Genomic DNA, 25,613 nt, shown 5'->3' on the forward strand with positions numbered 1-25,613 from the left:
GTGAAATGCTTGTAAGCCCGGTTTCCTGGCGTGCTCTCGTAAACCCCTCAATCGTCAAAAATTCTTGCGTACAGTAATATGGAATACCATAATATGTTGACGGCGCCATCGCACGAAGCCACGGCGTTTTTGCCTACGGAGAACAACCCCATGAAACTCGAGATTCGCAAGCTGGTTACCTATGTGGAAGACACCTTCATCGAAGGCGGTAAAGCGGCTGAGCGGCCGTTGAAGCTGTTCGCGGCAGCAGCCGTGCTGCGCAATCCGTGGGCGGGACGTGGTTTCGTCGATGACCTGCGCCCCGAGATTCATGGACTTGCGCCGCAACTGGGCGAGCTTCTGACCGGCGAGATCCTGCGGATTGCCGGATCGGGCGAAGCGGTGGAGGGTTACGGGAAAGCGGCGATTGTCGGGACGTCGGGCGAAGTCGAACATGCGTCGGCGTTGATTCACACGCTGCGCTTTGGCAACAAGTTTCGCGAAGCGGTGGGTGCGAAGAGTTATTTGAGTTTCACGAATTTGCGTGGTGGTCCTAACTGTCCAGTGACCATCCCACTAATGCATAAAGGCGATGAAGGCATGCGGTCGCATTACCTCACCATCCAGTTCTCGATCATCGACGCCCCCGGCCCCGATGAGATCGTGATTGCGCTGGGTGCGTCGATTGGCGGGCGGCCGCATCATCGGATTGGTGACCGCTATCAGGATCTGAAGGAGCTTGGGTCCAATGAAGCATGAAACGGTGACTGGCCGTGCGTCGATCAGCGGCGTGTTCGACGGCACGGCGTACAGCGTGGCGGGCGAGGGGCCGGCGCTCGTCCTGATCCATGGCGTGGGCATGAACCGCAGCGTGTGGGCGCCCCAGGTGAGCGCGCTGCGGGCGTGTTTTCGGGTCGTGTCGTATGACATGCTGGGCCACGGCGTGAGCCGCTTGCCGGCGGCGTCCCCCGCGCTCGATGAATACGCTGGACAGCTTGCTGCGCTCCTGGATCATTTGCGGATTGATGCAGCGCATGTAGTCGGTCACTCGATGGGCTCGCTGATCGCACTTGAGTTTGCGTTGCAATATCCGCAGCGGGTGGCAAGCGTGGTTGCGCTGAACGCGGTGTACGACCGCACGCCGACGCAGCGGGCGGCAGTGATGCAGCGCGCGGCATTGCTGGAGGGCGGGGGGCTTGAACAACCGAGCATTGATGCAACCGTTGCGCGCTGGTTCGACGATCCGGTGCCGGGTCATCTCGCCCAGGTGGCCGAGCTTGTGCGTTCGTTGCTGGCGACCGTGAATCCGGAGGGGTATGCGCGGACTTACCGGTTGTTTGCGAGTTCGGACCAGGCGCATGTCGGGCGTTTGCCGCAACTTGCGATGCCTGCGTTGTTCATGACCGGCGAGTGCGATCCGAATTCGAGTCCCGCGATGTCGCATTCAATGGCGGCTGCTGCGCCGCGCGGCCGCGCGGAAATCATTGCGAATGAACGGCACATGATGAACGTCACCGCGCCGGCGATTGTGAACCAGCGGTTGGTGCAGTTTATTCGTGAAGCGAGTGGCGCCTGAGTGCTTGATTGAGTGTCTGAGCCACTTCGGATCTACGTATCAGCCGCTAATTCAAGGAGCAAAAGCATGAAAGAGCCTTCCTTCGATACTGGCGAGTTTCGCCGTGCATTGGGCGCATTCGTGACGGGTGTGACTGTGGTGACGACCATTCAACCCGATGGTTCGCCGCGTGGTTTTACCGCGAATTCGTTTACGTCCGTGTCGCTTGATCCGGCGTTGATCCTGGTTTGTATCGCGAAGACGGCCTCCAGCCATCCGGTGTTTTCGCAGACGCAACGTTTTGCGGTCAGCGTACTTGCGGAAGATCAGCGGCCGGTATCGGGCGTGTTTGCGTCGAAGAGTGCGGACAAGTTCGCGCAGGTCGGCTGGCATGCACGCCGCACCGGCAGTCCGGTGATGGATGGCGCGGCGGCGAGTTTCGACTGCGAGACGCATCAGGTGGTGGATGCGGGGGACCACATCATCCTGATCGGGCGCGTGGTGGATTTCACGCATACGAGCGCGACACCGCTAGGGTATTGCCGTGGTGCTTATGTGGATTTCAGCTTGTCGCAGGAGGCGTTGGCCGCGACCGGTCAGCGGGCCCAGGTTGGGGCGATCCTCGAGCATCCTGCGGGTCTTGTGTTGATCGAGACGGCATCCGGGGCGTTGCAATTACCCATTGGGACGCGCCTGGAACCGCTTGCGGATGCGGCTAGTTTGCGCGGCGTGCTGGAGCGGTATCGGCTGAATGCCAATCTGGATTTTCTGTTTGCGGTGTTTGAGGAGAAGGGCGTTACCCATATCTATTATCGGGGGCGCATTGTCGATGATGTACCTGCTGGCGCGGATGTACGGTATGTGCCGCTCGGTGCGATTCCCTGGGACAGGATACGTGACCCTGCCGTTGGGGCCATGCTGCGACGCTATGTGAAGGAGAGAACGGAAGATGCGTTCGGTATTTATGTAGGCGATGTGGAGAAGGGGATGGTGCAAGCGTTGGGGTGATTCGTTCGCAATCGCTTTGGGGCCTGGGTGGGTGCGGGGGAGTCCGACTTCTCAGTGTGCGGCGCTGGGATCGAAAGGCTGGATACCCAGCAATTCGGCCTTGCGGACAAGGTCCGGCATCGAGCGTGCGTTGAGCTTGCGCATCACTTGTCCACGGTGGACCTTCACCGTAATTTCGCTCAGGTTCATCTCCGCGGCGATCTGTTTGTTCAGCAAACCTGACAACACAAAGACCAGCACTTCCTTCTCGCGCGGAGAGAGCGAGTCATGCAACGCGCGTAATTCAGCCACGGCCGCATCTGCCGCGAGACGCGCCTTGTCCCGTGCGAGTGCCTGACTCACGGTGTCCAGCATGTCCTGGTCACGAAAAGGCTTGGCAAAAAAATCCATCGCCCCGGCTTTCATCGCCTTGACGCTCATTTCAATATCGCCATGGCCCGTCATGAACACAACGGGAATACGCATGCCGCTATTGACGATTTCCTGATGGAACGTAAGCCCGCTCTTGCCGCGCAGCCGCACGTCGAGAATCAGGCAACTCGGGACCTGGGAGCGCGGACGCTGAAGAAATTCTTCCGGCGACGAAAATGTCTCAACGAGCAGGTCGACTGATCGCATGAGCGTCGCGAGCGCGCGGCGGATTGCTGCGTCGTCGTCGACCACATAGACGATAGCGCCATCGCGGCCGGTGGTGTCGTGCGCTGACGGAGAGGACGGTCCAGCAGACATCTGGTCACCTCGATTTGAGCCGACGATTGAGCCGATTGAGCCAATTGACGTCGCCTTGCAATGGCCGATATTACGCGCATGTCGATAACCCCGCCTACGCGTCGGTCGACGGCTTTCCCGAACAAGCGGCGCACGTCGAGACCGCTCACCCGCACGATCCATCCCCGTGGGTGGCCGTAGCAAACCTCGCCGGATTGTCAGGGCGCGCTTAACGGATCGCGACGATACTCGATACGTCAGGCTTAAAAGCAAACCACAGACAAACAAAAGGCGAACAATCAGACGGAACTGCCCTTTCCGAAATAACCGGGCGGACGGGGGCGGACCACGGGGGCGGACCATTACCTGATCTTCGGATAGTGCTGCTCAAGTGCCGCGCAGGCACGCGTCGCCCGATGCCGCAAGGCATGCGGGGCGCTGCTGTTTATTTGCATCAATGGTTCCCACCGGGCCCTGGCGAGCGGCTTTAAACCCGGTAAAACTCGATATCCTGCCCGGCATGCACGGCGCGTTTTAACCATTCTGGCATGTCGCCCGTCCCGTCCCATGTGTCGCCGCTAGCGTTTCTAAATACCGGCGCGGTGCCGTTGGTGCTCTCCGGCAACGAAGGCATTGACGGCAGCGCGCGTCTGGACGCCGCGCTCGAACCGTTGGTCATTGGAGGAGGGGTGACGGAAACCGGCACGTCGGCCAATGCTTCGGCCAGCGCTGTTTCGGTAATGCCAAACTCAGCCATTCGGCTGCGCAAATAGGCAATGATGCTGTCTCGCTTTCTTTCGTCCACGGCTGTCCTGATTCAGCTTTTACTTTCTTGAAGGCGAGCCATCTGCCCGCGCGGACCGGGGCGGCTCGAGGAATGTGTGGGTTGACTAAAATCGTGGCGCGCCGAGTGACGCGCGTCAATTAGTGTAATACCGCAAATTGCCGCTTTAACCGGCAGCGCCCGATAATCGGACTTCTGCCAAGCAAGCGGCTCGACAAACTGGTTACTGTGTTTGAGATCGGTGCGAGATGCGTAAGCCGCCGAATCAGCGGCTGTAGCTCACGCGACCAGATCGGTGCACGGCTGGCGGCTGCTCATGTTTCAAAAGCACCATGCATGCAGCCGCTAATTCAACAATTCGTCCAGACAACCGCGGGCGCCACGAAGAAATGATAGCGCCGAATGCCGCTATTGTATGCCTAAATCATTTTAGCGATTATGTTGCTCGCCTGGCAACTCCGCGCCGTGTGCACGAATTGCCGCAATGAGTTCGGCCGGCGTGATTTCATAGCGCACCTCACGATGGATGCCGGCCTTCCTTTCATCAATATCTATCAACAGGACGGCCTTGCCGTCGGGTGCAGGTTCGAGGCGCAACGTCCGCACTTCCTGACCGGTGGCTTCATCGCGCTCCGTCAGCAAGGTCATGGATCCTGTGGCGGGACTTCTGATCATTCATTTTCTCCCTTGCAATATCCAACATCCCTTCTTGTTGAGACCCTTCGAACGGCTTACCCGCCATTGCCGTTCACAGGAAGGCACTAAAAGCGGGCGCAGGACGGCGGATCTCAAAGCCGCCGTCCTCATTATTGCTTGTCAAAACGATACCCGTCCAGCGTCCGAATGCGTGTTCGCCGCGCCGCTTAACCGTTGACATTCCCTTGACATCCGCTTGATACCCGGAAAGCGATTCGGCCAGCGTTACCCCGCCACCGCCGCGCGAGCCTGGGCCGTGATCTCGAACGAGCGCAGGCGGGCCGCGTGATCGTAAATTTGCGCGGTGACCATCAACTCGTCGGGCTGGGTTTGTTCGATCAGCGAGGCAAGTCCGGCCTCCACCTGACCCTGGTCGCCGATCACCGAGCATGCGAGCGAATGGTCCACGCCGGCGCGTTCGGCCTCGTTCCACGGAATCTGCCTGACAGGCGGCGGCAACTGGCCCGGCGTGCCGCGTCGCAGGTTGATGAATTGCTGTTGCAACGATGTGAAGAGAAACTCCGCTTCTGCCGTGGTGTCGGCGGCAAAAACATTCACGCCGACCATCGCGTAAGGCCGGTCGAGTTGCTTCGACGGGCGGAATTGCGTCCGGTAAACCTGCAAAGCGGTCAGCAGGTAGTCAGGCGCGAAATGCGAAGCGAAGGCGAACGGCAGGCCGAGCGCGGCGGCGAGCTGGGCGCTGAAGGTGGACGAACCGAGCAGCCAGATCGGCACGTTCAGCCCGGCGCCGGGGACCGCCCGCACGCGCTGGCCTTCCACCGGCTCAGCGAAATAGCGCTGCAATTCAACGACGTCATCGGGGAAATTGTCCGCGCTGCCCTGGAGATCGCGGCGCAGCGCGCGGGCCGTCGTCTGGTCGGTGCCGGGCGCGCGGCCGAGGCCGAGATCGATGCGTCCGGGAAACAGCGACTCCAGCGTGCCGAACTGCTCGGCGATCACAAGCGGCGCGTGGTTCGGCAGCATGACGCCGCCCGAGCCGACGCGGATCGTGCTCGTTCCCGCGGCAACGTGCCCGATCACCACGGACGTCGCGGCGCTGGCAATCCCGGTCATGTTGTGATGCTCGGCCAGCCAGAATCGCAGGTAACCGAGTTTTTCGACATGCTGGGCCAGTTCGCGCGAGTGGCGGAACGCGTCGGCGGCGGTCGATCCGGCGGGGATGGGGGATAAATCGAGAACTGAAAACGGGATCATTGCGGCTTCCATGGCTTCGTGCACTGGCGGCGCGCGGGCACCGGCGATCCGGCTCCCGTCAAGCGCCAATCCCGGATGAAAATCCAGGACGCTCCTTACACGCGGGTAAAAGCCGATTGTGCCGAAAGTCAGGAAAGTCTGCCGTGACCGCCCTCAGGCGAGGCGGGGATAACCGCGTTTGATAGCGTCTGTTTCGATGTCAAGAATGCACGCATAGTCGTCGAGCGGACGCCTCGCAAAACCGTCGAGCTTGAGGCGTTTTGCCAGCGGACGATCGTGCGCGACGGCATCGGCGAGTGCGTCCGCCAGTGCGTCGATACCCTCCGGCGGCACCCGTTTCGATGCAATCAGCGGCAAGCCCGGCGCGCTTCGTGTCGTGCCGATCTCGATCAAACCATCGGCAAGATCCGGAAGGTGATCGAGTACGAACGCGAAGCTCACGCAGTCGATGGCGGCAACATCGGCCCGATCGTCCTGCAGGGCTTGCAGCGATGCCAGGTGCCCGCCCGTTTCGATCATCGATGCGAAGAATGGTTGCTCGCCGGCAAGCGGTGCGACGGCACTACGCAGCAGGTTCATGCCGCTGTTCGAATCGGGGGTGTTGTACGCCGCGCGCAGACCGCGGCATTGCGCGAGCGACGTGACATTGGCCGCGGCCCGGGTGACCAGGACGCTGTGATAATCGCCGGCCTCGCAGCCATCGACGGTGAAAACGGGCGTAGTGACTAGTTGCACGCGTCCGGCGAGCGCCCGCACCAGCGGATAGCCGCACGTCTGCGACAACAGCAGATCGTCACGCAGCCAGAATTCCTGCAGGGATGTCTCGGGATCGACTATGGCGAGCGTGTCACCGCGGGCGTCAAGCCATGGCCGCAAGCGCCCGTGAACATGATCGAGCAAAACGCGCCAGTCGCCGGCGAGCGCTGGCGTGACGTTGTACATCGGTAATGCGGCCACCCAGTTCATCCAGATTCTTTCCCATTGCGCCGGTCAATACCCATGCCCGTACCGGTACCGATACCCATACCAGCACCCGGCCGGAAAGATACGTCAGACAGGCTGCGCCGCGTCGCCGCCAAGCGTTGCTGAGCCGGCGGACCCGGCCTGAGCCTGTGCAATCTGATCGGCGGCGCGTGCATGAAGCGGATGCAACGCGGGCGCAATCGGTTGAACGCCGTGCCGCACAAGCCATTCCTGGTAACCACGCACGATAAAACCGCCATTGCGCGCCAGATACGCATCGCGATACCCATGATAAACGCTCGCCACCGCAAACCACGGCACGCTCGGCAGGTCGTGATGAACGGCGTGAAAATTGTTGTTGAGGAACAGAAGACGCCAGGCCCACGATGCTTCGTTGATGACCGTGCGTTCCGCGACGTGATCGGCTGCGCGATGTTCCTGGAACGAACGGATCGCACTCAACGCGAGCGCCGGATACCCAACCCCGAATATAAAAAGGGCGGGACTGATGCCGCAGCGGCGCGCAAGCCAGGTCGCGAGCAGTCCAAGCAGGACGAGATGCAAGGCCCACGCGCCTGCGATACGGCCATTGCCCCGCGCAATCTGGGTGCACGCCGACAGAACCGTTTCCACGATCGAAAACCAGGGGCCGAGCACAATGCGCCCCAAGAACGTGTTGCGGATAACCAGCAGGAACCGCACAGCCACGCCTGCACCGCGCCAGCATTCGGCGGAAACGAAATAGCTTTCCGGGTCGAGATCGGGATCGGTGAGATGAACGTCGTTATGGTGGCGCAGATGCGACTCGCGATACACCGCGTAAGGGAACCAGACAGCGAGCGGGGCGACGCCGAGCAGCGCGTTGAACAAGGGGAAGCGCGTCGGATGGCCGTGCAGGAGTTCATGCTGCAATGACAAATACAGGCACGACAGCACGGCGAGAATGCTTACCGCCAGCGGTAAGCCGATCGACCGCGCGTTAAGCGCCGTCGTGAACCAGCCGCCGTACACGGCAACGATCAGAAGCCAGGTGGGCCATTCGCTGCGCCAGCGCCAGGACGTGCGCAGTTGCTGTATTTGATGGCGTTGAGCATTGTCTATGTACAGGCTCATGGCAATTCAGTGACGGAACGAGCCACGATCTTAGCGACGCTTCGCCGCCTGCCAAACCAAGCATTCCCGCTAAGCTTGTTCCCGTGTGAAGAATCGTGGCGCAAGCGGTTGCACGCGATGAGAGTCAGCGGATCGGGCCATCTCCATACGGCTACAAAGCGATACGAAAGCCGGCGAAAACGCTGGAACGCACAGCGTCGCGCGTTGAGGCCCCGGAGCGTCTCAGGCTTCGGGGTAATTTGAAAGCTTATAGTAGGGATTTTTATCGTCAGGTCGGGAGAGACGCGATAGGTCGCAGGCGATCATGACCGGAGCAACAAGCGTGCGGGATTATCTGCTTGTATTCCTGACGCCCATGTTCATTGGCAAATGATCGGCGGGGAATTATTGATGGCAGTCATCAAACACGCCGCGATCGCGCCGGAATTTGAATGACAGTGCTGGTTCACTGGCCCGAACGATGACCTGGGCGCTCCCCCGCAATCGCGGCTAACCGCCTGAAGCCCTGCGAACGTTTGATCGGTAGCCATGCTTGAAACACGACATCTGGCGGCCTGAAGGCCGCCGTCGATTACGCGCACGATGCGCGATGGCGAAAGCGCCGTAGTTACGCCGCTTTCGCCCAAAGCCTGTTGGTTGTTCTTTTGCGCCCGGAGCCGGGGTCGCCTTGTGGTTGCGAGAACGAATCCAGCACTTTGCGTAATGCATCTACCCGACGCCTTTGCGCCGGCACCAGCACGTAGCCGGTGCAGACAGCGGTCAAGCGTTCGTGCCAGTACTCGACGTTAAGCGTCCCGGCCGATTTCTGACTCATCGCGCGCAACTGGCCTATTGCCCGTTCGATGTGCTGAAGTTCCGCATCGGCCTGTGTCGACGTTCGTGGGCCTTCTGACGTCGGCGATCTTTTGGCTTTCATCCTGCGCCCCCATTCTTGCCGGCCAGCTTGTGAGCGCGTTGTCGATTTTATCGATGACTGGTGCGTTCATTGCTGCGTCCAGCTATACCCCTTCGCCTGCGCGTTGATGGTTGCGCTGGGCGGTCCCCGGTTTGATTCGACCGTTGATGCATAGTCGCAAGGGCTCGACGCACGCACCGTCTGAAATCGCACATTGAAGGCACCGAGCGCGCGATTATTCGGGCCATGCAAACGTTTTCCGTGTGCCAGGGCACGAAGCGTGCGCGCCGAACGACGCTAATACCCGGCGGAACAATGCTTGGAATTGGCAGTGAGGTGCCGTGGAGGGCGGGAGGGCGATCGAGGGACCGTTACGAAGCGAGTTCGAGGTAGCTTTGAAGCAGCTTTGAAATGGCTTTGAAGCGGACCTCGTATCGGTATCGGTTTCGACAGCGCCGGAGTATTGACCACGTCCAGAGACATTGAGTGACGTGCTCGAAATTGCGTTACTCGTCGTCTGAAGTCCGGGCCTTGCCGCTGCGTTTTATCTGCTCGTCCATGGCCAGGTCGAGCTTGCTGACGCGTCGCGGTTTCTCTGGCTTGAGCGAGTTCACAAAGGCCACGAAATCATCCATGGTCTGCGGTGCGGAAAGTTTTTGCTCACCACTTGCCGCCCGGTCGACGAGATAGAACAGGCCGCCGCTCAGGCTGACGGCGGCATAGTGCGGGTTGCCGGAGCGTGTCTTGAGACGCTCCACGGCGTTGATGGCTTTAGTCGAGCGCACGATCAGCCCGGTAAAAAAGCAAGCGCGAAGATGTCATGAAACCGGCGTCATGAAACACCTCGCCAAACTGCTTCAAGGTCAAAGTTGAGATCGAAGCCAAGCTTAAGCTTAGGGTTAAGGCGCGCATTTCTTGCTCGCGCCTTCGAGCCACAGGTTCGACATATGCCGCTCGCCCGGATAAAACCGGTACGACGTTTCGCCGTTATCGAAGCGGACCTTGATCACGTTGGAATCGCCGAATTCGAGCATCGTGCCTTGGGGAATGGGTGTTTGCTTGAACGTGGCGTTGTGTTTCTTCGCTTCGTCCGTCAGGCACTGGACAATGCTCGCCACAGACGCGTTCGGCGCCGTTTCGACTTCCGGCTGACCGGCATCGGCGTTGTGGAACTGGGTGGTACAGGCTTGCAACAAGAACAGCGGAAGCGCGAGAGCGCAGGCAATCTTTTTCATGGTGTCCTTTCAAGGTTTGCGACCGCCCTTTCGACGAAATGTTCGACGAAGTGTTCGACTACAGCAATCCAACATTACAGCATAGCGGTCTTACGTTTTCCGTCCGTGCGGGTCCCTGCTGGTCTCTGATGAGCGAGACGAAAGCCTGCCACCGCTCACCGGACGTAGCGGACCGTCGCGGACGTTCAGGCATCCGGCGGCACACCGAGAAGCTGCATGGTGCCACCGACCACCCCCGAAAACACCGGCCCGGCCACAGTCCCGCCGTAGTAAGACCCGGCTGACGGCTCATCAATCATCACGGCAACAATCACTTGCGGGTCGCTCATCGGCGCCATGCCGACGAACGACGCGCGGTACTTGTTCGCCGCATAGGTACGCCCGATCTGTTTGCGCGCCGTGCCGGTCTTCCCACCCACGCGATACCCCTCCACCGCTGCCGCACGTCCCGTGCCACGGGGTCCCATCGCGAGTTCAAGCATGTCGCGCACAGCCGCTGCAGTCGCGGGTTTCGTGACCTGCACGGGTTCCCGCGCAGCCTGGCCGCGAATCAAGGTGGACTGCCGGAATTCGCCATTGCCCGCGTAAGCCGTATAAACCTGTGCAATCTGCAACAGCGACAATGACAGGCCATAACCATAGGCCATGGTCGCCTGCTCGATCGGGCGCCAGCGTTCGTATGCCCGCAGGCGGCCGGTGGCCGCGCCCGGAAAAATCAGGTCCGGCGCCTGGCCAATGCCGTATTCGCGATACTTGTCCCATACCGTCTGCGGGCGAAGGTTGAGCGAGAGTTTCGTCAACGCGATATTGCTCGACATCTGCACGGCTTCGGAGACCGTGATGACGCCGTGATTCGACGTATCGTGGATCACGTTCGGCCCGAGCTTGAACGTCCCCGGCGATGTATCGATACGCGTGTCCGGCCGCACGTGGCCAAGATCGATAGCCAGCGCCGCCACCAGCGGCTTGATCGTCGAGCCCGGCTCGAAAGTGTCGGTCAGCGCGCGATTGCGCAACTGTTCGCCGGTCAGGCGCGCGCGGTCGTTGGGGTCGAAGGTCGGATAGTTCGCGAGCGCGAGGATCTCGCCGTTCTTCGCGTCCAGCACGACCACGCTGCCCGCCCGCGCACGATGCTTCGTGACGGCGGCGGCCAGTTGCGTATGAGCGAGCTGCTGGATACGGCGGTCGATAGTCAGATGAATGGTCTCGCCATTCTCCGGCAACGCCGCTTCGCCGATCTCCGACACCACGCGCCCCAGCCGGTCGCGGATCACTTCACGCTGGCCGTGCTCGCCGGTCAGCCGGTCGTTTGCCGCGAGTTCAATGCCTTCCTGGCCCTTGTCTTCGTTATCGGTGAAACCGACCACGTGAGCCGCCGATTCCCCTTCGGGATAGAAGCGTTTCGTGTCGGCCACGAGCGTTATGCCTGCAAGGCCGGTTTCAGCGATACGCGTCGCCGTGTCGGCATCGACCTGCCGTTTCAGCAGTACGAACGAGCGCGAGGCATCGATACGGCGCGCCAGTTCCTTCTCGGGCATATCGATCAGGCGAGCGATTCCTGGCAGGGTCTCGCGATCAAAGCGCGAGGGCGTGGCCCAGATCGCATAGGTCGCGAGACTCACGGCCAGCATCGCGCCGTTGCGGTCGACAATGCGTCCGCGCGTTGCGCTCAGTTCCAGTGTGCGTTGATAGCGCTTTTGCCCCTCGCCGATATAAAAGTCCTGGTTCACGACCTGCACCCACAGCGCACGCGCCGTGAGCGTAGCGAACGCGGCGAATATCAGCATCACGACCAGCGTGGAGCGCCATCGTGGCAACCGGCTTTCGAGCACTGCGTTTTTCACGGGCGTCCGATAAGATTCATGGGCGCGCTTGACGGTTTTACGCATCGTGACGATCAGGACGTAGTGGACGTGACGGACGAGGACAACCGGACGATGCGCTCGAGCACGGCATCGAGTCCGCCGGCCGGGGTTTCACGGCGGGTGTCGGAATCGTTGCTGGGCAGCGCGAGGCCGAACGTCTCTTGCAGCACGCCGCGTAACTCCGCGGCGCTTGTGAGTTCGTGTGTGGATTCGGTATTACCGCGCTGGGTCAGGGTTGTATCGAACAAGGTCTGCCGCTCTCCGGGTATAACCCGCGCCACGATCAGGTGGTCCAGGAAGATCGACCCGGGATACGTCGATACATAGTGGTTCGCCATGTCGTAGTCGGCGGGAAATTGCGGCTCGAGGTCGAAACGGTAGATCGGCCTCCACGTATCGCCGAGCTTCACTTGCAGGAGGAAATCGCCGCGCTCGATCAGGTCGAGACGAAACGGCTCGTGCGGCGTCGCCTGTTCGCGGCCTGTGTCGAACAGCAGCGGAGCGCTGAGCGTCATGCTGCCGAAACCGACGTCCGCGAGCCAGGTGTCATCGGGCGTTTCGACCAGCAGCATCATGTGAGTGCGCGGCGACATGCCAGCCGGGTCGTTCCACAGGACACGCGCGGCGAGTCCCGTGGTCTCGAAGCCGAGCGTGTCGAGCACGGCGCGAAACAGCAGGTTGTGTTCATAGCAATACCCGCCGCGCCGCGCGCTCACGAGCTTCGCGAACACGGACGCGAGATCGAGGCGCGGCGTGCGCCCGAGCAGCGTGTCGAAATTTTCGAACGGGATCGCTTGCGGATGCAGCCTATGCAGCGCGTGCAGCGTCTCTGATGTAGCCTGCTGGGGTTCGCGACCGGGCACGCTATAGCCGATGCGGTCGAAATAAGCGGCGAGCTGCGCCGGGGAGAGCGTCTGATTCATGTGGAACTCCTGCACGGATAATGGTAACGAGGCCGGGCGAGCCGCCGCGAGGTGCCGACATTCTACGGCACAGCCCACGCGCCGATTACATATTGCATACGCCACGCATCAGTCGAAAACGCAGAAGCAGACCGTTTGGGCAGGATTTTGAACTGTGACGTGCCCAACATGGTCTTTAATAAGCAGTGCGCTCAACTCTTCTTTTAAAGAACCCTATGTCGATCCCACTCGCTACCGCAACTTCGTCCCCGCAGGCCCCTGGCAAGCATCCCGCACCGCCGTGCACGCTCGTCATCTTCGGCGCGGCCGGGGACCTGACCAAACGGCTGCTGATGCCGGCGCTGTACAACCTGTCGTCCGATGGCCTGCTTGACGACAAGATGAAGATCATTGGCGTGAACCACGGCGAACTCGAGACGAGCGCCTGGCGCGACCAATTGACCGAGTCGCTGAAAACATTCGCCGCCGACAAAGCGGGCGCTTTTCATACCTCCAAACTCGACGATAAGGCCTGGAACTGGGTCGCGGATCGCCTGCAATACGTGGCGGGCGAGTTCGAGACCGATGACGTATTTAACAAGCTCAAGCAGACGCTGGGTGACAGTGGAAATGTCATTTTTTATCTCGCCGTCAGTTCGCGCTTCTTCAAGCCGATCGTCGAGCGGCTCGGCAAGGTGGGTTTACTGAAGGAAAGCGACCAGGGTTTCCGGCGCGTGGTGATCGAAAAGCCTTTTGGGCACGACTACGCATCGGCGAAGGATCTCAACGAGAGCATTCTCAAGTTCGCCGGCGAGAACCAGATTTATCGTATCGATCATTTTCTCGGCAAGGACACGGTGCAGAGCATCCTCGCGGTACGCTTCGCGAACGCCTTTTTCGAGCCCATTTTCCGGCGCGAATATATCGATCACGTGCAGATCACGGCGGCGGAAACCATTGGCGTGGAAGCGCGCGGCGGGTTTTACGAGCAGACGGGCGCCTTCCGCGACATGGTGCCGAACCACCTATTCCAGCTGCTCGGCATGGTCGCCATGGAACCGCCGAATTCATTCGACGCAGAAGCCGTGCGCGACAAGAAAGCCGAAATCTTCGACGCGATCCAGCCGCTGAAACCCAATGACGTGGTGCTCGGGCAGTACGAAAAATCCGGGACCATGGCAGGGTATCGGGAAGAAGCCGATGTCGCGCCGGATAGCCAGACCGAAACGTATGCGGCGGCGCGGGTGTTCGTCGAAAACTGGCGCTGGGCCGGGGTACCGTTTTATCTGCGCACTGGCAAGCGGATGACGGCGCGGCGCACGGAAATATCGGTGCAACTGAAAGCCGTGCCGTTCCTGCTGTTCCGCGACACGCCCGTGGACACGCTTGTGCCGAACGTGCTGACCTTGCGGATTGACCCGGAACACGGCACGACCTTCGATTTCAACGTGAAGGTTCCCGGTCCGGTGATGCAGGTCGGGGCCGTCAAGTCATCGTTCAAATACGGCGATTTCTTCGATGAGAAGCCGAACGTCGGTTACGAAACGCTGCTGTACGACTGTATGCTCGGCGACGAGACGCTGTTCCAGCGCGCGGATAGCATCGAAACAAGCTGGGCGGCGGTCGACGGCGTACTGCATCCCGAAGGCGGCCGGTTGCCGGTACATGGCTACACCGCGGGCAGTGCGGGACCGAAGGAAGCCGACGATCTGTTGAAGGCAGACGGCCGCGCCTGGCGCCCGCTGGCAGACGAACACACGCAAAAAGCCGATCACGACGACAAGAACTGAGGAGAACAGTATGGGGACAGCAGCACGCAAGGCAGCAGTGAAGAAGACAACCGCAGGGAAGACAACCAAACGCTCGACTGCGAAAGAACGGATTCTCGCCATCGATGTGGGCGGGACGGGCCTGAAGGCCGCGATTATCGACGCGCACGGGAAGATGGAAACCGAGCGGGTAAAGGTGGCCACGCCGCATCCGTGTCCGCCGGACGTGTTGGTGCAGAAGCTGGTGGAACTGGTCGGGCCGCTGTTGACGCCGCTGCCGGCCACCCATATCTCGATTGGTTTTCCGGGCGTGGTGCGGGACAACCACGTGCTGACCGCGCCCAACCTCGGCAACGAATTCTGGCGCAACGTGCCGCTCGCGCAGTTGCTGGCCGTGCATCTGGGGAACCTGCCGGTGCGCATCATCAACGACGCCGAAATGCAGGGGCTTGCGGCTATCGAAGGGAAGGGCATCGAGTTCGTCCTGACGCTCGGCACGGGCGCGGGCACTGCGCTTTTCCGCGATGGCGAACTCATGCCGCATCTCGAACTGGCGCATCATCCGGTGAGCAAAAACAAGACGTACGACGAATATCTCGGCAATGCGGCGCGCGACAAGGCGGGCAACAAGCGGTGGAATCGCCGGGTGGAGAAGATCATCGGCATCCTGAGTTCGCTGGTGAACTACGACCGCCTGTGGATTGGCGGCGGCAACGCGGCCAATCTCAATTTCGACTTGCCGGATAACGTAAAAGTGGTCTCGAACGAGGCAGGGATTGAAGGCGGAGCGCGGCTCTGGCACCCGCGTTCAGTGCGTGAGACGCGGCAATTACCTGCTGGAGAGTTTGAATGACCTCCATCGGCGCTACCGGTCTGAAGCTCAGTCCCGGTCATCGCGACCCGGAGCAGGCGCTGGCGGCGCTGGCGAAGGTCGAGCTGGTGATTTCGGATTGCGATGGCACCTTGCTCTACACGGACAAATCGCTTGGTGAGCCCGCGAAGGAAGCCGTGCGCAATCTCACCGCCGCGGGTGTGCGCTTCACGGTGGCGAGCAGCCGGCCGGGCAAGGGCATGCATTCGATCGTCGAAACGCTCGGGGTCCACTCGCCGTTTGCCGCTTTCAACGGCGGCAAACTCGTCGATCCCGCCGTCTGGAAGACCCTGAGTGCCCACTGGTTGCCGCGCGATGCGGCGCAAACGGCTCTGGAAAGCCTGGAGCGCGATGGAGTGGACGCGTGGGTGTTCATCAACGACCAGTGGTACATCACGAATCCCGGCGGCGAATACGTGCCGCTGGAGCGCCGGACGGTGGGATACGACGCGGTGGTGGTCAAGCGTTTCGAGGATATCGACCTGGATTCGGTCGAAAAGATCGTGGCGTCGACGAAAGACGCGGCGCTGCTTCAGCGTAAGGAGGCCGAGTTCCAGGACACGCTCAAGGGCCGCGCCGAGGCGATGCGTTCACAAGCCTATTATCTCGACATCACGCATCCGCTCGCGAACAAAGGCGAGGGCGTGCGCGAGTTGGCGCGGCTGGCGGGCGTTGCATTGGAAAACGTTGCGGTGCTGGGAGACATGGGCAACGACGTCGCCATGTTCGATGTGGCGGGTGTTTCCATTGTGATGGGGCAGGCGTCGGCAGACGTTCAATCGCACGCGACGTTTGTGTCGGCCACGAACGATGAAGACGGCTTTGCCGCAGGCCTCAACGGATTGCTAGCGGCCCGGAAGGGAAAATGATGATGAGGGTTGAACACGCGGGTTGAATGCGCGTGAGATACGCATGAGAGAGCGACATCGGCGCCATGCGATGCTGACTGGCAGCATCCAGCGGTGGCGCCGACGAAGCGTTGCTCTCGACTCCGGCGAGCAGTACCGTGCGGGACTCGCTTTAACAGCGCGTCACGACAGCGTTCTGCTTAGCGGCGACGCATTTGCGGACGCTGACCGCCGCCCGTTGCGCGTTCGTCCTTGTGCCGGAAGTTGATCCGGCCTTTCGTCAGGTCATACACCGACAATTCCAGCGTCACACGGTCGCCCGCGAGAATCCGGATGTGGTTCTTGCGCATGCGGCCCGATGCGTACGCGCCCACGACCACGCCGTTGTCCAGCGTCACGCGGTAGCGGCTGTCGGGAAGCACTTCGTCAACAATGCCGTCCAGCTCGAGTAACTCTTCTTTCGCCATATAAAGCTCCTTAAATCATCTATTCGTTGCGATTGTATGCGAGACCGGCCCGACCCCGCGATGCCTTTTAACGCCTAACTATCGCGTCTAGTCACAGATCTGCAACAGTCTGGCCGTCGATCTGGCCGTCGATCAGTTTTTCCGCATGCAACAAGCACGCCCGGCGAGCCTGGCCGCCGTTTTCAAACGATCCGGTCTGCTCAATGCGGAACACGCGGCTTTCGCCCGTGGCTTCCTCGCCTGCCGGCGGCGCACGGCGGATGCGCACCGACGCTTCGTAACCGGTATCCGCTGCACGGACAGCCGCACCGCCGTCGCGGGCGCCGCGGGGGTAAATCAGCGGATGAATTTCATAACCTTTGTACGTCTTAAGCGGCTTGACCAGTTCTTTCATGTTTCCTGAGTTCCTGTATTGCGCCCGCCCGGGCATCGAAATAATGCGGCCGATGCCTTGAAAACCACTTCGGCGACCGTTCAGCGCCCCTTGGCACGTGCGATCGATCAAGCGTTTACGAGCAAAAAATGACGCGCGGCGCACACATGGCGCAGCCGCTCGCTGGGCTGTAGGTGTTGAAGAACGTCGCGGTAATACGTGTGCCGCCGCATGTCGCGCTGCCCATGCCGCTACGCACGTATTACCCATGCAACCATGCGCGGTACAACGCGTGGATACAAGCAACCGTCGACGTCGCTGCTGTTTAAACTTTGAAGACGAATGCAGGGCCGCGACCGGTTGCGGAGCCCACACTGCCGGGGCGATGACATTCAGCCAAGGCGTTGCGCTGAAATGTTGGGTGGATCGCTGTTGCCGTGGCGAACACGCTGCGCCAGAAGCGCACTATGTAAATTAGACAGCAAATCAGAAAAAAGTTCCGCTGTCGCCGGAGGCCCCGCCTCTCGATGCTGCAATGCTGACATGTCCGCTGCCCGGCGTTCGCCGCCGTTCCCGCGCAGTTTCCGTCGAGTCGGCTATGTCATCCAACCGCCTTCCAGCGGCACCGAAGGTTCTATTATAACCATCATAGCCATCCTGCCTTGCGGAACCGCCAGTAAAGGCCAATGTCCACCGCGAGCATCACGCAGATCACCGCCGGATAACCATAGACCCAGTCGAGTTCCGGGATGCGATGGAAGTTCATGCCGTAGATCCCGGCGATCATGGTGGGGACGGCAAATAGCGCCGCAAACGAGCCCAGCCGCTTGGTCACTTCGCTTTCCGCCAGCGAAATCAGGCCCAGGTTGACCTGGATTGCAGTCACGATCATTTCGCGGCGTCCCTCGATCGTTTTCACGATGCGCAGCAAGTGGTCGTAGACATCGCGGAAATAGTCCTGCATGCCGGTACAAATTCCCGGTGCGCGGCCGCCGTAGAGTTTGCTCACCGCTTCCAGCAGCGGCGCGGTGTGATGCTGAAGCAGAACGAGCCGGCGCTTCAGGGAATACAGGTCTTCAATGATTATCCGCGACGCCGCGGACCCGTTGCGCGTGAAGATGCGTTCCTCGAGTTCGTCGAGTTCTGCGCCGAGCGTCTCCAGAATGGGGAAATAGCGGTCCACGACGTTGTCGATCAGTGCGTACATCACGAACGCCGGGCCATGTTCCAGCAAATGCGGCTCGCGTTCGCAGCGCTTGCGCACATCCTGGAACCCCTGGCTCGTCCGGTTGCGAACGGAGAGCACATAGTTGCTGCCCACGAACACGTTGATCTCGCCGACCACCAGCTCGTTGTCGGTATCGAGTTCCACCGTGTGGAGCACGCAAAACAGCGAGTCCGCATATTCGTCGATCTTCGGGCGCTGGTGTCCCTTCTGGGCGTCTTCCACAGCGAGTTCGTGCAGCCCGAACTGATGCGCCATATGCGCGAGTTCACCCGGTCCGGGCTCTTTCAGCGCGACCCATACGAAGCAGTCGGGGACGTCCCGATACGCGGAAATGTCGTCGATAGCGACGTCGGCGAGCTTGCGGCCTTTCTGATAAGCCGCACAATTGACCAGCATGGATTCCTGCCCCTCTCGCACGGTGATGGAACCGGCGCATGCCGCCTTTCGCAAGGACAGGCAGCGCGTAACGGGGCATGGCCAGACTTGCCGTGAATCTTAGCGGATTTGTCCGGCGCTTACTGTGCGAGAGCCGTATTCGTCGTCTTGCAACCCAGCCGCCGCGCGAGTCGGGTGTCAGGTCTCGCTATGCGAGTAGTCCGAGGTCAGTTCGGAACTGAGCCGTGGCGTGTCCACCTGCGGCGCCAGGGTGCTGTCGCGTTTCGTGAGCTTGCCTTCCACGGACGCCCCCACGTCCATGCGCAATTGCTGGTAATAGATGTTGCCGTTCACATGCGCATTCGATTGCAGCTCGACAAAATGTTCCACCGTGACGTCGCCGGTGATGGTTCCGTTGATCACGATGTCGTAGGCAGTGACGTTGCCCGTGATCGAACCCTGGTCGCTCACGACCAGCAACGTCTGTTCGCCCGCGCGGCCTGTCACGTTGCCCTTCACGTGGCCGTCCATGCGCAGGCCGTCGCTGAATTCGAGGTTGCCCGCTATCTGGACATCGTGTGCGATCAGCGTAGCTAGCTTGGCTTGACTGACGCCGGGAGATTTTTTCTTGAACATGGGAAAACCCCTTCTGGTCTGGATTGCAAAATGGTTGCCGGTAATGGACAGGTGGACAGGTACGTACCGGCGTGTGGATGGGTTCCGGGATCGGTCAGTTGGACTTATCCCGCTGACGCTTGAGGAAAGTCAGGTCAGTTCGCATTTGATGAATTTCCGCCAGGCTTTCGGACGCTTGTTGCTCCATGACGAGCCGTGTCGCCACTTCGTGATCGAGCGCGATGCGCGCCTTCGAAAGTTGCTCGCGGATCTCGCGCTCAGACATGGGCGGCGCGCACAGGGCGTCGGCCTTCTTGCTGTTATCGCGCGACGTGACGAGCGCGAAGCCGGCCGCGGCCAGCGCCGCTGCCGCGCAGGCCGCGGCAATCGTGCCGAGCAGCAGCATGGGCCAGGTCGGGCCGCGCCGCGACGTCAGGGAATAGGTGCGGCGCGTGAGCTTGTGCGTCGGCCTGTTGCGATCAGCTTGCGGCATTGGATTTCAGCTTGAAGAGCGCGAGATAAGGTTTGGGATTGACCTGCGTCCCATCGATGATTACCTCGAAGTGCAGATGCGGTCCGGTCGAGCGGCCGGTCGAGCCGATTTCGGCAATCTTCTGGCCGGGCATGACAAGATCGCCTACCTTCACGAATATCTTCGATGTATGCCCGTAGCGGGTGACCACGCCGCTGCTGTGCTGGATATCGACGGCGTTGCCGTACCCGCCGTGCGGTCCCGCCTGCACCACGCGGCCGCCGGCGCTCGCGAAGATGGCCGTGCCGGTGGGGGCGACGAGATCGATGCCCGGATGAAAGTTCAGGTGTCCCGTGAACGGGTCGATGCGGTTGCCGAACGGCGAGCCGAAGCGCGCGCCGGGGGCAGGCAGCCGGCCCGGAAACGCCATGTATGACGCGTAATGCGCGAGCACGGCGTCATCGAGGACACCGATGGTTGCATCGAGGCAATCCAGTGCGCTTTGCGTGTGCTTCAGGCGCTGCGGCGCGGTACCGGTAAGCGCTGCACGCTGGGCGTCGCAGAGCCGGGGAGGCAGGGACGGACCGCCCGACGCGCTGCTGTCGAGCGGCGATTCATCGTCGTTATCGGGAAGCGGCGGAACCACGTGGATGTCCGGGTGATCGGCCGCGCGTCGCGCCGCTTTCAATTGTGCTTCGAAGTCCTGAAGTTCATTCACTTGTTCCACAAGTTCAATGACCCGCGGTTCGATATGCGTGAGTGTTGCGCTGATCTTGCCGAGCTCATCGATTTCATAGGAGCGCCGCTCCGTTTGCATCTTCTCTTCGGCTGCGTGAGTGTTGCCCATTGCCGCACCAATGGCGATGCCGAGCGCGAGCGCGGCCAGGATCATCGCAATGACGGCGACGATCACCATGGTGCGGACAGTGCGCGCTTCGACGAAACGCACGCGCTGATGCGACACGTTCCGGCGTGACCAGATGACGAACGCCATCAGTGCACCGGGCGCGGCAAACGCGCGGGCAAGCGCGTGGCCACAAAACGACGTGCGGGCGGTGGATTACCGGTCTGTCTGCGAGTGTTAATAATGAGATGGATAAAGATCACGTCCATGTGAAAACGCCGCAGCAGGGCTACGGCGGAAAGCCTTTATGGGCGGACGATTATGCACCCGTTACGCGAATGCGTATCTCATATATAAGGGGAGCTGAACAAACGCGAAATTCACAGCCTCTACGTTTCGCTCCATAGCATCTCGCGCGCCTCGCCCATCAGCAACGGACGATTGATTTCGGCCACTGTGCGCAGAAAATCCCACACTGCCGTGATGCGTTTCAATTTGCGCAAATCTTCGCGGCAGGACAGATAAAACGCGCGCGTGACGACGATGTCATCGGCGAGAACGGGCACGAGGCGCGGGTCTTGCGCCGCCATGAAACACGGCAGGATCGCGAGCGAGCGGCCCTGCAGCGCGGCGTGATATTGAGCGATCACGCTGGTGCTGCGCCAACGCGATACAGCGCCCGGAACCGCGCGTTCGAGATAGAGCAGTTCGTAGCTGAACGCGAGGTCATCGATATAACTCGCGAAGCGATGCGTCGCGAGGTCTTCCACTCGGCTTAACTGTTCGTGTTGATCGAGATACTCGCGCGTGGCGTAGAGGCGTAAGCGGTAATCGCAGAGTTTGGTGTAGACGGTCTGGCCGTGTTCCGGGCGCTCAAGCGTGACGGCAATGTCGGCCTCTCGCTTGGACAAGCTGACGAAGTGCGGCACCGGCAACAAGTCGATGGAAATCTGCCTATGCGCGTCTTGAAAGCGCGCGAGTTGAGGCGCAAGAAAGAAGCAGCCAAAACCTTCGGTTGAACCCACCCGTACGTGTCCGGACAGCGCGTGCCCCGAGTTGGCAATGTGCTCGGTCGCCGACTGAACCGTGGTTTCCATGGCGTCGACGTACGCAAGCAGGCGCTGCCCTTCGGCGGTCAGGATGAAACCGCCGCTGCGGGATTTATCGAAGAGCAGGGTGCCGAGCGCGTCTTCCAGCGCCCGCACGCGGCGCGCAACGGTCGTGTAATCAACCCCCAGACGCTTCGCCGCACCGCTTGCACGCTGGGTTCGCGCGACTTCCAGGAAATACCGGAGGTCGTCCCAATTCAGGTTGCTGAGACCAGGAGCCGTGCTTTTTTGCATATTGGATGAGTATTTGTATCCATACTTCGTAGAGATTTGCATAACTATACTGAATCTTGTGGACTTGCCTTGCACGCGTTCTGTCCCTACGCGTAATGAGCGAGCCGACAACATTCAAATAATCCGGAGACGACATTCCCCTTGGCGACCCGCGCGGTATTTCGCGTGCGTCCGCGTCTCTGTCATCCCGTTCCCGCCAGGAACGTTCCCGTCTCAAGGAGCTTCTCTCATGAATACTGCTGCTGCTGACCGTCCGGCGCAGGCCGAACAATCCAACGCCGGCGTGCGCACGGCCAAATTGCTGATCGATGGCAAGTTCGTTGAATCGACGACGCAAGAGTGGCGCGATATCGTTAATCCCGCGACCCAGGACGTGGTCGGCCGGGTGCCGTTCGCGACCAGGGCAGAAGTCGATGCCGCCGTGGCGTCGGCGGCAAAAGCGTTCCAGACGTGGCGCCTCACGCCGCTTGGCGCACGCATGCGCGTGATGCTGCGGTTCCAGGATCTGGTGCGCCAGAACATGAAGCGGATCGCGCAGACGCTGACGGCCGAGCAGGGCAAGACCCTGCCCGATGCCGAAGGCGATATCTTCCGCGGCCTTGAGGTGATCGAACATGCGTGTTCGATCGGCACGCTGCAGCAGGGCGAATTCTCCGAGAATGTCGCGGGCGGCGTGGACACCTACACGCTGCGCCAGCCAATAGGCGTGTGCGCCGGCATCACGCCGTTCAACTTCCCCGCGATGATCCCGCTGTGGATGTTCCCGATGGCGATCGTTTGCGGCAACACGTTCGTGCTGAAGCCGTCGGAACAGGATCCGTTGTCCACCATGGAGCTGGTCGAGCTGGCGCTCGAGGCCGGCATTCCGGCGGGCGTGCTGAACGTGGTGCATGGTGGCAAGGACGTGGTCGACGCGATCTGCACGCATCCCGACATCAAGGCGATTTCGTTCGTCGGATCGACGCATGTGGGCACGCACGTGTACAACCTCGGCAGCCAGCACGGCAAGCGTGTGCAGGCCATGATGGGCGCGAAGAATCACGCGGTCGTGCTGCCCGATGCGAACCGCGAGCAGACGCTGAACGCGCTTGCCGGCGCGGGTTTTGGCGCGGCGGGACAGCGTTGCATGGCGACGTCGGTCGTGGTGTTCGTGGGGGCATCGAAGGACTGGTTGCCGGAGCTGGTCGAGCGTGCGCGCGGCTTGTCCGTGAACGGTGGTACGGAGGCGAATACCGATGTGGGCCCGGTTGTCTCGCGAGCGGCGAAGGAACGGATCCTGGGGCTCATAGAAACCGGTGTGAAGGAAGGCGCAACGCTTTCGCTGGATGGCCGCGATGTAAAGGTCGAGGGTTATGAGAAGGGCAATTTCATTGGCCCGACGGTATTCTCAGGCGTCACCACCGACATGACCATCTACAAGCAGGAGATCTTCGGTCCGGTGATTTGCGTGCTGGAAGCTGCAACGCTTGACGATGCCATCGCACTGGTCAACCGCAATCCGATGGGCAACGGCGTCGGCCTCTTTACGCAGAGCGGCGCGGCGGCGCGCAAGTTCCAGAGCGAGATCGATGTCGGCCAGGTGGGGATCAACATTCCCATTCCCGTGCCTGTGCCTTATTTCAGCTTTACCGGATCGCGCGGATCGAAGCTGGGCGATCTTGGCCCGTACGGCAAACAGGTCGTGCAGTTCTATACGCAAACGAAAACCGTCACGTCACGCTGGTTCGACGACGCCACCGTCAACGACGGCGTCAACACTACTATTTCGCTGCGCTAAAGCCACTTATCCGGTGAAATAAAAAAGGGGAACGTAATGGAAATCGGCTTTATCGGACTGGGCAACATGGGCGGCCCCATGGCTGCCAACTTGCTTAAAGCAGGGCATTCGCTGACGGTGTTTGATTTATCGAAGGCGGCGTTGCAGGCGGCTGTGGACGCAGGCGCGCGGACCGCCGTTTCGCCCCGTGAGGCGGCGCAGACAAGCGAGGTGGTGATCACCATGCTGCCGGCCGCGGCGCACGTGAAAGCGGTGTATCTGAACGCCGATGGCGTACTCGCCGGGGTTCGTCCGGGCGTGCCGCTGATCGACAGCAGTACGATCGATCCGGCGACCGCGCGCCTGGTCGGAGAAGCCGCATTGAAGCAGGGTAATCCATTCGCCGATGCTCCCGTTTCCGGCGGCACCGGCGGCGCGCAGGCGGGCACGCTGACGTTCATGGTCGGCGCCGATGCGGCGTTGTTCGACACGCTCAAACCGGTCCTCGCCGGCATGGGCAAGAACATGGTTCAGTGCGGCGAAACAGGGACGGGTCAGATCGCGAAAATCTGCAACAACCTGCTGCTCGGCATTTCGATGATCGGCGTGGCGGAAGCGATGAAACTTGGTGCGTCGCTCGGGATCGAACCCAATAAGCTTGCCGGAATCATCAACACATCGACGGGTCGTTGCTGGAGTGCCGATACGTGTAATCCCTATCCGAACGTTTTACCTAATGCGCCCTCTTCACGCGGGTATACCGGGGGGTTCGGGGCCGATCTCATGTTGAAGGATCTGGGACTGGCGGTTGATGCAGCGCGTCAAGTCAAACAGCCCATTTTGCTTGGCGCGCTCGCGCAACAGCTTTACCAGACCATGAGCATGCAGGGCTTGGGCGGGTTGGACTTCTCTGCCATTATCAAGCTGTACGGTAGCGAGGATGCCTGATTAAAACTCGCTGGTCGCGAATTGCTGCAGCGCATTTTATGTGACCTATTAAGCTGCGTTGCAGCATCGCAAGTCGCTCTGCCATGCTAACCAAGGACATGGGGAATACGATGATTCGCTTCTTCTGATTTTGGCCTATTCTCAAAGCACGACGTTCATGTCTTCATTTTAATTAGTAAGTAACTTATGAACCGAGTTACGAACTGAGTGATGAAGACAGCGAAGCCGCTTTGAGGTAACTCATCAGGTGAGTTAAATGAGTTAAAGCCAGCGAAATGCTGGCGGCAAATAGCCAGGATCAAGGAGAGCCAGATGCAAACAACTCGTCACTTTCATATGGAATTGCGGCACGCAACAATGCCGACCTACGTGTTCAGCTACCTGTTCCCGTTGGCGCTGCTGGCGTATGAGTTATGGCGCGTAGGTTCATGGGTGGCCATGCGTGGTTTCAACTTCTCGGACTTCAATTCGATGGGGTATGAGTTCGCGCTGATGCTAGCCGTGTTTGCAATACAGATCGTGGTGGAAATCGCATTTATGGCTGCGGCCATGTTGACGAAACACCATGACGTTGCACATCGTGCGGCTAACTTGCTGCTCGGCGTATTCTGCTCGATGGTCGTGCTTGGGTTCGACCTTGCGCTCCAATATGCAATGTAACGGGCAATATAAATAAATGCGTGCGCGCTGTAAGCGGTAGCGCTATTCAGGTTCTCGCAGCAATAAAAAGCCTGTTCGAATGGTTTGTTCGAGCGGGCTTTTTACGTTGGTCTTTTTAAGCGCGGG

Annotated in this window: 27 protein-coding genes; 9 read left to right on the forward strand and 18 right to left on the reverse strand. The window is 60.5% G+C overall.

Features of this window, described 5'->3' with window-relative positions:
* The first annotated feature begins 150 nt into the window (after positions 1-150).
* The 3 genes from ACSQ36_RS23375 to ACSQ36_RS23385 all read left to right on the forward strand — a co-directional run bounded on the left by ACSQ36_RS23375 (position 151) and on the right by ACSQ36_RS23385 (position 2,542).
* On the forward strand, positions 151-738 hold the full coding sequence (locus ACSQ36_RS23375) for an amino acid synthesis family protein (protein WP_213762142.1): 588 nt from the start codon (positions 151-153) through the stop codon (positions 736-738).
* A complete protein-coding gene (locus ACSQ36_RS23380; RefSeq protein ID WP_436183763.1) occupies positions 728-1,555 on the forward strand; it encodes an alpha/beta fold hydrolase in 828 nt (275 codons plus the stop codon). The genes ACSQ36_RS23375 and ACSQ36_RS23380 overlap by 11 nt, the downstream gene beginning before the upstream one ends.
* Positions 1,556-1,621: 66 nt before the next feature.
* A complete protein-coding gene (locus tag ACSQ36_RS23385; RefSeq protein ID WP_436183764.1) occupies positions 1,622-2,542 on the forward strand; it encodes a flavin reductase in 921 nt (306 codons plus the stop codon).
* Between the two features lie 51 nt (positions 2,543-2,593).
* Here ACSQ36_RS23385 and ACSQ36_RS23390 read toward each other — a convergent pair whose 3' ends face one another.
* The 11 genes from ACSQ36_RS23390 to ACSQ36_RS23440 form a co-directional block, all read right to left on the reverse strand.
* Positions 2,594-3,271 carry a response regulator transcription factor gene (locus ACSQ36_RS23390; RefSeq protein WP_436183765.1) on the reverse strand — a complete coding sequence of 226 codons (678 nt, stop codon included), beginning with the start codon at positions 3,269-3,271 and terminating at the stop codon, positions 2,594-2,596.
* 466 nt (positions 3,272-3,737) lie between these two features.
* Complete coding sequence (locus tag ACSQ36_RS23395; RefSeq protein ID WP_213762146.1) at positions 3,738-4,055, reverse strand: H-NS family nucleoid-associated regulatory protein; 318 nt, start codon at positions 4,053-4,055, stop codon at positions 3,738-3,740.
* Between the two features lie 408 nt (positions 4,056-4,463).
* Positions 4,464-4,682 (reverse strand): hypothetical protein, encoded by a 219-nt coding sequence (locus tag ACSQ36_RS23400; RefSeq protein ID WP_436183766.1) that lies wholly within the window; start codon positions 4,680-4,682, stop codon positions 4,464-4,466.
* Between the two features lie 273 nt (positions 4,683-4,955).
* A complete protein-coding gene (locus tag ACSQ36_RS23405; RefSeq protein ID WP_436184928.1) occupies positions 4,956-5,945 on the reverse strand; it encodes an LLM class flavin-dependent oxidoreductase in 990 nt (329 codons plus the stop codon).
* Positions 5,946-6,098: 153 nt separating this feature from the next.
* A complete protein-coding gene (locus tag ACSQ36_RS23410; RefSeq protein WP_436183767.1) occupies positions 6,099-6,911 on the reverse strand; it encodes a phosphate/phosphite/phosphonate ABC transporter substrate-binding protein in 813 nt (270 codons plus the stop codon).
* An 84-nt stretch (positions 6,912-6,995) separates the two neighbouring features.
* Positions 6,996-8,021: a fatty acid desaturase gene (locus ACSQ36_RS23415; RefSeq protein ID WP_436183768.1), complete on the reverse strand. Its 1,026-nt coding sequence runs from the start codon at positions 8,019-8,021 to the stop codon at positions 6,996-6,998.
* A 607-nt stretch (positions 8,022-8,628) separates the two neighbouring features.
* The gene (locus ACSQ36_RS23420; RefSeq protein WP_213762151.1) at positions 8,629-8,937 is read right to left on the reverse strand and encodes a hypothetical protein; all 309 of its coding nucleotides are present in this window, start codon (positions 8,935-8,937) and stop codon (positions 8,629-8,631) included.
* A 485-nt stretch (positions 8,938-9,422) separates the two neighbouring features.
* Positions 9,423-9,701, reverse strand: coding sequence for a hypothetical protein (locus tag ACSQ36_RS23425; protein ID WP_436183769.1), 279 nt, complete (start codon positions 9,699-9,701; stop codon positions 9,423-9,425).
* A gap of 114 nt (positions 9,702-9,815) precedes the next feature.
* A complete protein-coding gene (locus ACSQ36_RS23430; protein ID WP_213762153.1) occupies positions 9,816-10,151 on the reverse strand; it encodes a hypothetical protein in 336 nt (111 codons plus the stop codon).
* Between the two features lie 185 nt (positions 10,152-10,336).
* Entirely contained in the window at positions 10,337-12,040 is a 1,704-nt protein-coding gene (locus ACSQ36_RS23435; RefSeq protein WP_436183770.1) for a peptidoglycan D,D-transpeptidase FtsI family protein, read from the reverse strand.
* An 8-nt stretch (positions 12,041-12,048) separates the two neighbouring features.
* Positions 12,049-12,939 carry an arylamine N-acetyltransferase family protein gene (locus ACSQ36_RS23440; RefSeq protein WP_436183771.1) on the reverse strand — a complete coding sequence of 297 codons (891 nt, stop codon included), beginning with the start codon at positions 12,937-12,939 and terminating at the stop codon, positions 12,049-12,051.
* 215 nt (positions 12,940-13,154) lie between these two features.
* Between ACSQ36_RS23440 and zwf the strand changes: the two genes are divergently transcribed.
* The 3 genes from zwf to ACSQ36_RS23455 are packed head-to-tail and all read left to right on the forward strand — an operon-like array spanning position 13,155 to position 16,427.
* Positions 13,155-14,708: a glucose-6-phosphate dehydrogenase gene (gene zwf, locus ACSQ36_RS23445; protein WP_436183772.1), complete on the forward strand. Its 1,554-nt coding sequence runs from the start codon at positions 13,155-13,157 to the stop codon at positions 14,706-14,708.
* Positions 14,709-14,718: 10 nt separating this feature from the next.
* Entirely contained in the window at positions 14,719-15,540 is an 822-nt protein-coding gene (locus tag ACSQ36_RS23450) for an ROK family protein (RefSeq protein WP_436183773.1), read from the forward strand.
* Positions 15,537-16,427, forward strand: coding sequence for an HAD family hydrolase (locus tag ACSQ36_RS23455; RefSeq protein ID WP_436183774.1), 891 nt, complete (start codon positions 15,537-15,539; stop codon positions 16,425-16,427). Before ACSQ36_RS23450 ends, ACSQ36_RS23455 begins: the two co-directional genes overlap by 4 nt.
* A gap of 179 nt (positions 16,428-16,606) precedes the next feature.
* Here ACSQ36_RS23455 and infA read toward each other — a convergent pair whose 3' ends face one another.
* The 7 genes from infA to ACSQ36_RS23490 form a co-directional block, all read right to left on the reverse strand.
* Positions 16,607-16,873: a translation initiation factor IF-1 gene (gene infA, locus ACSQ36_RS23460; protein ID WP_031361766.1), complete on the reverse strand. Its 267-nt coding sequence runs from the start codon at positions 16,871-16,873 to the stop codon at positions 16,607-16,609.
* Between the two features lie 91 nt (positions 16,874-16,964).
* Entirely contained in the window at positions 16,965-17,258 is a 294-nt protein-coding gene (locus ACSQ36_RS23465; protein WP_174254562.1) for a hypothetical protein, read from the reverse strand.
* 634 nt (positions 17,259-17,892) lie between these two features.
* On the reverse strand, positions 17,893-18,870 hold the full coding sequence (corA, locus tag ACSQ36_RS23470) for a magnesium/cobalt transporter CorA (RefSeq protein ID WP_213762159.1): 978 nt from the start codon (positions 18,868-18,870) through the stop codon (positions 17,893-17,895).
* Positions 18,871-19,047: 177 nt separating this feature from the next.
* Complete coding sequence (locus ACSQ36_RS23475) at positions 19,048-19,485, reverse strand: bactofilin family protein (RefSeq protein WP_436183775.1); 438 nt, start codon at positions 19,483-19,485, stop codon at positions 19,048-19,050.
* Positions 19,486-19,579: 94 nt separating this feature from the next.
* Complete coding sequence (locus ACSQ36_RS23480; RefSeq protein ID WP_436183776.1) at positions 19,580-19,870, reverse strand: hypothetical protein; 291 nt, start codon at positions 19,868-19,870, stop codon at positions 19,580-19,582.
* A gap of 73 nt (positions 19,871-19,943) precedes the next feature.
* Positions 19,944-20,930 carry a M23 family metallopeptidase gene (locus ACSQ36_RS23485; RefSeq protein ID WP_213762162.1) on the reverse strand — a complete coding sequence of 329 codons (987 nt, stop codon included), beginning with the start codon at positions 20,928-20,930 and terminating at the stop codon, positions 19,944-19,946.
* A gap of 239 nt (positions 20,931-21,169) precedes the next feature.
* The gene (locus ACSQ36_RS23490) at positions 21,170-22,123 is read right to left on the reverse strand and encodes a LysR family transcriptional regulator (RefSeq protein ID WP_436183777.1); all 954 of its coding nucleotides are present in this window, start codon (positions 22,121-22,123) and stop codon (positions 21,170-21,172) included.
* Positions 22,124-22,352: 229 nt separating this feature from the next.
* On the opposite strand from ACSQ36_RS23490, the gene ACSQ36_RS23495 reads away from it, so the two are divergent.
* The 3 genes from ACSQ36_RS23495 (at position 22,353) to ACSQ36_RS23505 (ending at position 25,487) form a co-directional block, all read left to right on the forward strand.
* Positions 22,353-23,900 carry a CoA-acylating methylmalonate-semialdehyde dehydrogenase gene (locus tag ACSQ36_RS23495; RefSeq protein WP_436183778.1) on the forward strand — a complete coding sequence of 516 codons (1,548 nt, stop codon included), beginning with the start codon at positions 22,353-22,355 and terminating at the stop codon, positions 23,898-23,900.
* A 36-nt stretch (positions 23,901-23,936) separates the two neighbouring features.
* Positions 23,937-24,827, forward strand: coding sequence for a 3-hydroxyisobutyrate dehydrogenase (gene mmsB, locus ACSQ36_RS23500; protein ID WP_436183779.1), 891 nt, complete (start codon positions 23,937-23,939; stop codon positions 24,825-24,827).
* Positions 24,828-25,139: 312 nt separating this feature from the next.
* A complete protein-coding gene (locus tag ACSQ36_RS23505; protein ID WP_436183780.1) occupies positions 25,140-25,487 on the forward strand; it encodes a hypothetical protein in 348 nt (115 codons plus the stop codon).
* The last annotated feature ends 126 nt before the right edge of the window (positions 25,488-25,613 follow it).

The organism is Caballeronia sp. LjRoot34 (assembly GCF_964253815.1).
Classification (GTDB): Bacteria; Pseudomonadota; Gammaproteobacteria; order Burkholderiales; family Burkholderiaceae; genus Caballeronia.

Coding starts and splice junctions, on each gene's coding strand:
- ACSQ36_RS23450 (WP_436183773.1), top strand. CDS start 14,719: ATGGGGACAGCAGCACGCAAGGCAGCAGTGAAGAAGACAACCGCAGGG.
- ACSQ36_RS23435 (WP_436183770.1), bottom strand. CDS start 12,040: ATGCGTAAAACCGTCAAGCGCGCCCATGAATCTTATCGGACGCCCGTG.
- ACSQ36_RS23455 (WP_436183774.1), top strand. CDS start 15,537: ATGACCTCCATCGGCGCTACCGGTCTGAAGCTCAGTCCCGGTCATCGC.
- ACSQ36_RS23420 (WP_213762151.1), bottom strand. CDS start 8,937: ATGAAAGCCAAAAGATCGCCGACGTCAGAAGGCCCACGAACGTCGACA.
- ACSQ36_RS23380 (WP_436183763.1), top strand. CDS start 728: ATGAAGCATGAAACGGTGACTGGCCGTGCGTCGATCAGCGGCGTGTTC.
- ACSQ36_RS23375 (WP_213762142.1), top strand. CDS start 151: ATGAAACTCGAGATTCGCAAGCTGGTTACCTATGTGGAAGACACCTTC.
- ACSQ36_RS23485 (WP_213762162.1), bottom strand. CDS start 20,930: ATGGCGTTCGTCATCTGGTCACGCCGGAACGTGTCGCATCAGCGCGTG.
- ACSQ36_RS23495 (WP_436183778.1), top strand. CDS start 22,353: ATGAATACTGCTGCTGCTGACCGTCCGGCGCAGGCCGAACAATCCAAC.
- ACSQ36_RS23415 (WP_436183768.1), bottom strand. CDS start 8,021: ATGAGCCTGTACATAGACAATGCTCAACGCCATCAAATACAGCAACTG.
- ACSQ36_RS23405 (WP_436184928.1), bottom strand. CDS start 5,945: ATGATCCCGTTTTCAGTTCTCGATTTATCCCCCATCCCCGCCGGATCG.
- ACSQ36_RS23390 (WP_436183765.1), bottom strand. CDS start 3,271: ATGTCTGCTGGACCGTCCTCTCCGTCAGCGCACGACACCACCGGCCGC.
- ACSQ36_RS23440 (WP_436183771.1), bottom strand. CDS start 12,939: ATGAATCAGACGCTCTCCCCGGCGCAGCTCGCCGCTTATTTCGACCGC.
- infA (WP_031361766.1), bottom strand. CDS start 16,873: ATGGCGAAAGAAGAGTTACTCGAGCTGGACGGCATTGTTGACGAAGTG.
- ACSQ36_RS23490 (WP_436183777.1), bottom strand. CDS start 22,123: ATGCAAAAAAGCACGGCTCCTGGTCTCAGCAACCTGAATTGGGACGAC.
- ACSQ36_RS23400 (WP_436183766.1), bottom strand. CDS start 4,682: ATGACCTTGCTGACGGAGCGCGATGAAGCCACCGGTCAGGAAGTGCGG.
- ACSQ36_RS23480 (WP_436183776.1), bottom strand. CDS start 19,870: ATGCTGCTGCTCGGCACGATTGCCGCGGCCTGCGCGGCAGCGGCGCTG.
- ACSQ36_RS23475 (WP_436183775.1), bottom strand. CDS start 19,485: ATGTTCAAGAAAAAATCTCCCGGCGTCAGTCAAGCCAAGCTAGCTACG.
- ACSQ36_RS23410 (WP_436183767.1), bottom strand. CDS start 6,911: ATGAACTGGGTGGCCGCATTACCGATGTACAACGTCACGCCAGCGCTC.
- zwf (WP_436183772.1), top strand. CDS start 13,155: ATGTCGATCCCACTCGCTACCGCAACTTCGTCCCCGCAGGCCCCTGGC.
- ACSQ36_RS23505 (WP_436183780.1), top strand. CDS start 25,140: ATGCAAACAACTCGTCACTTTCATATGGAATTGCGGCACGCAACAATG.
- corA (WP_213762159.1), bottom strand. CDS start 18,870: ATGCTGGTCAATTGTGCGGCTTATCAGAAAGGCCGCAAGCTCGCCGAC.
- mmsB (WP_436183779.1), top strand. CDS start 23,937: ATGGAAATCGGCTTTATCGGACTGGGCAACATGGGCGGCCCCATGGCT.
- ACSQ36_RS23430 (WP_213762153.1), bottom strand. CDS start 10,151: ATGAAAAAGATTGCCTGCGCTCTCGCGCTTCCGCTGTTCTTGTTGCAA.
- ACSQ36_RS23385 (WP_436183764.1), top strand. CDS start 1,622: ATGAAAGAGCCTTCCTTCGATACTGGCGAGTTTCGCCGTGCATTGGGC.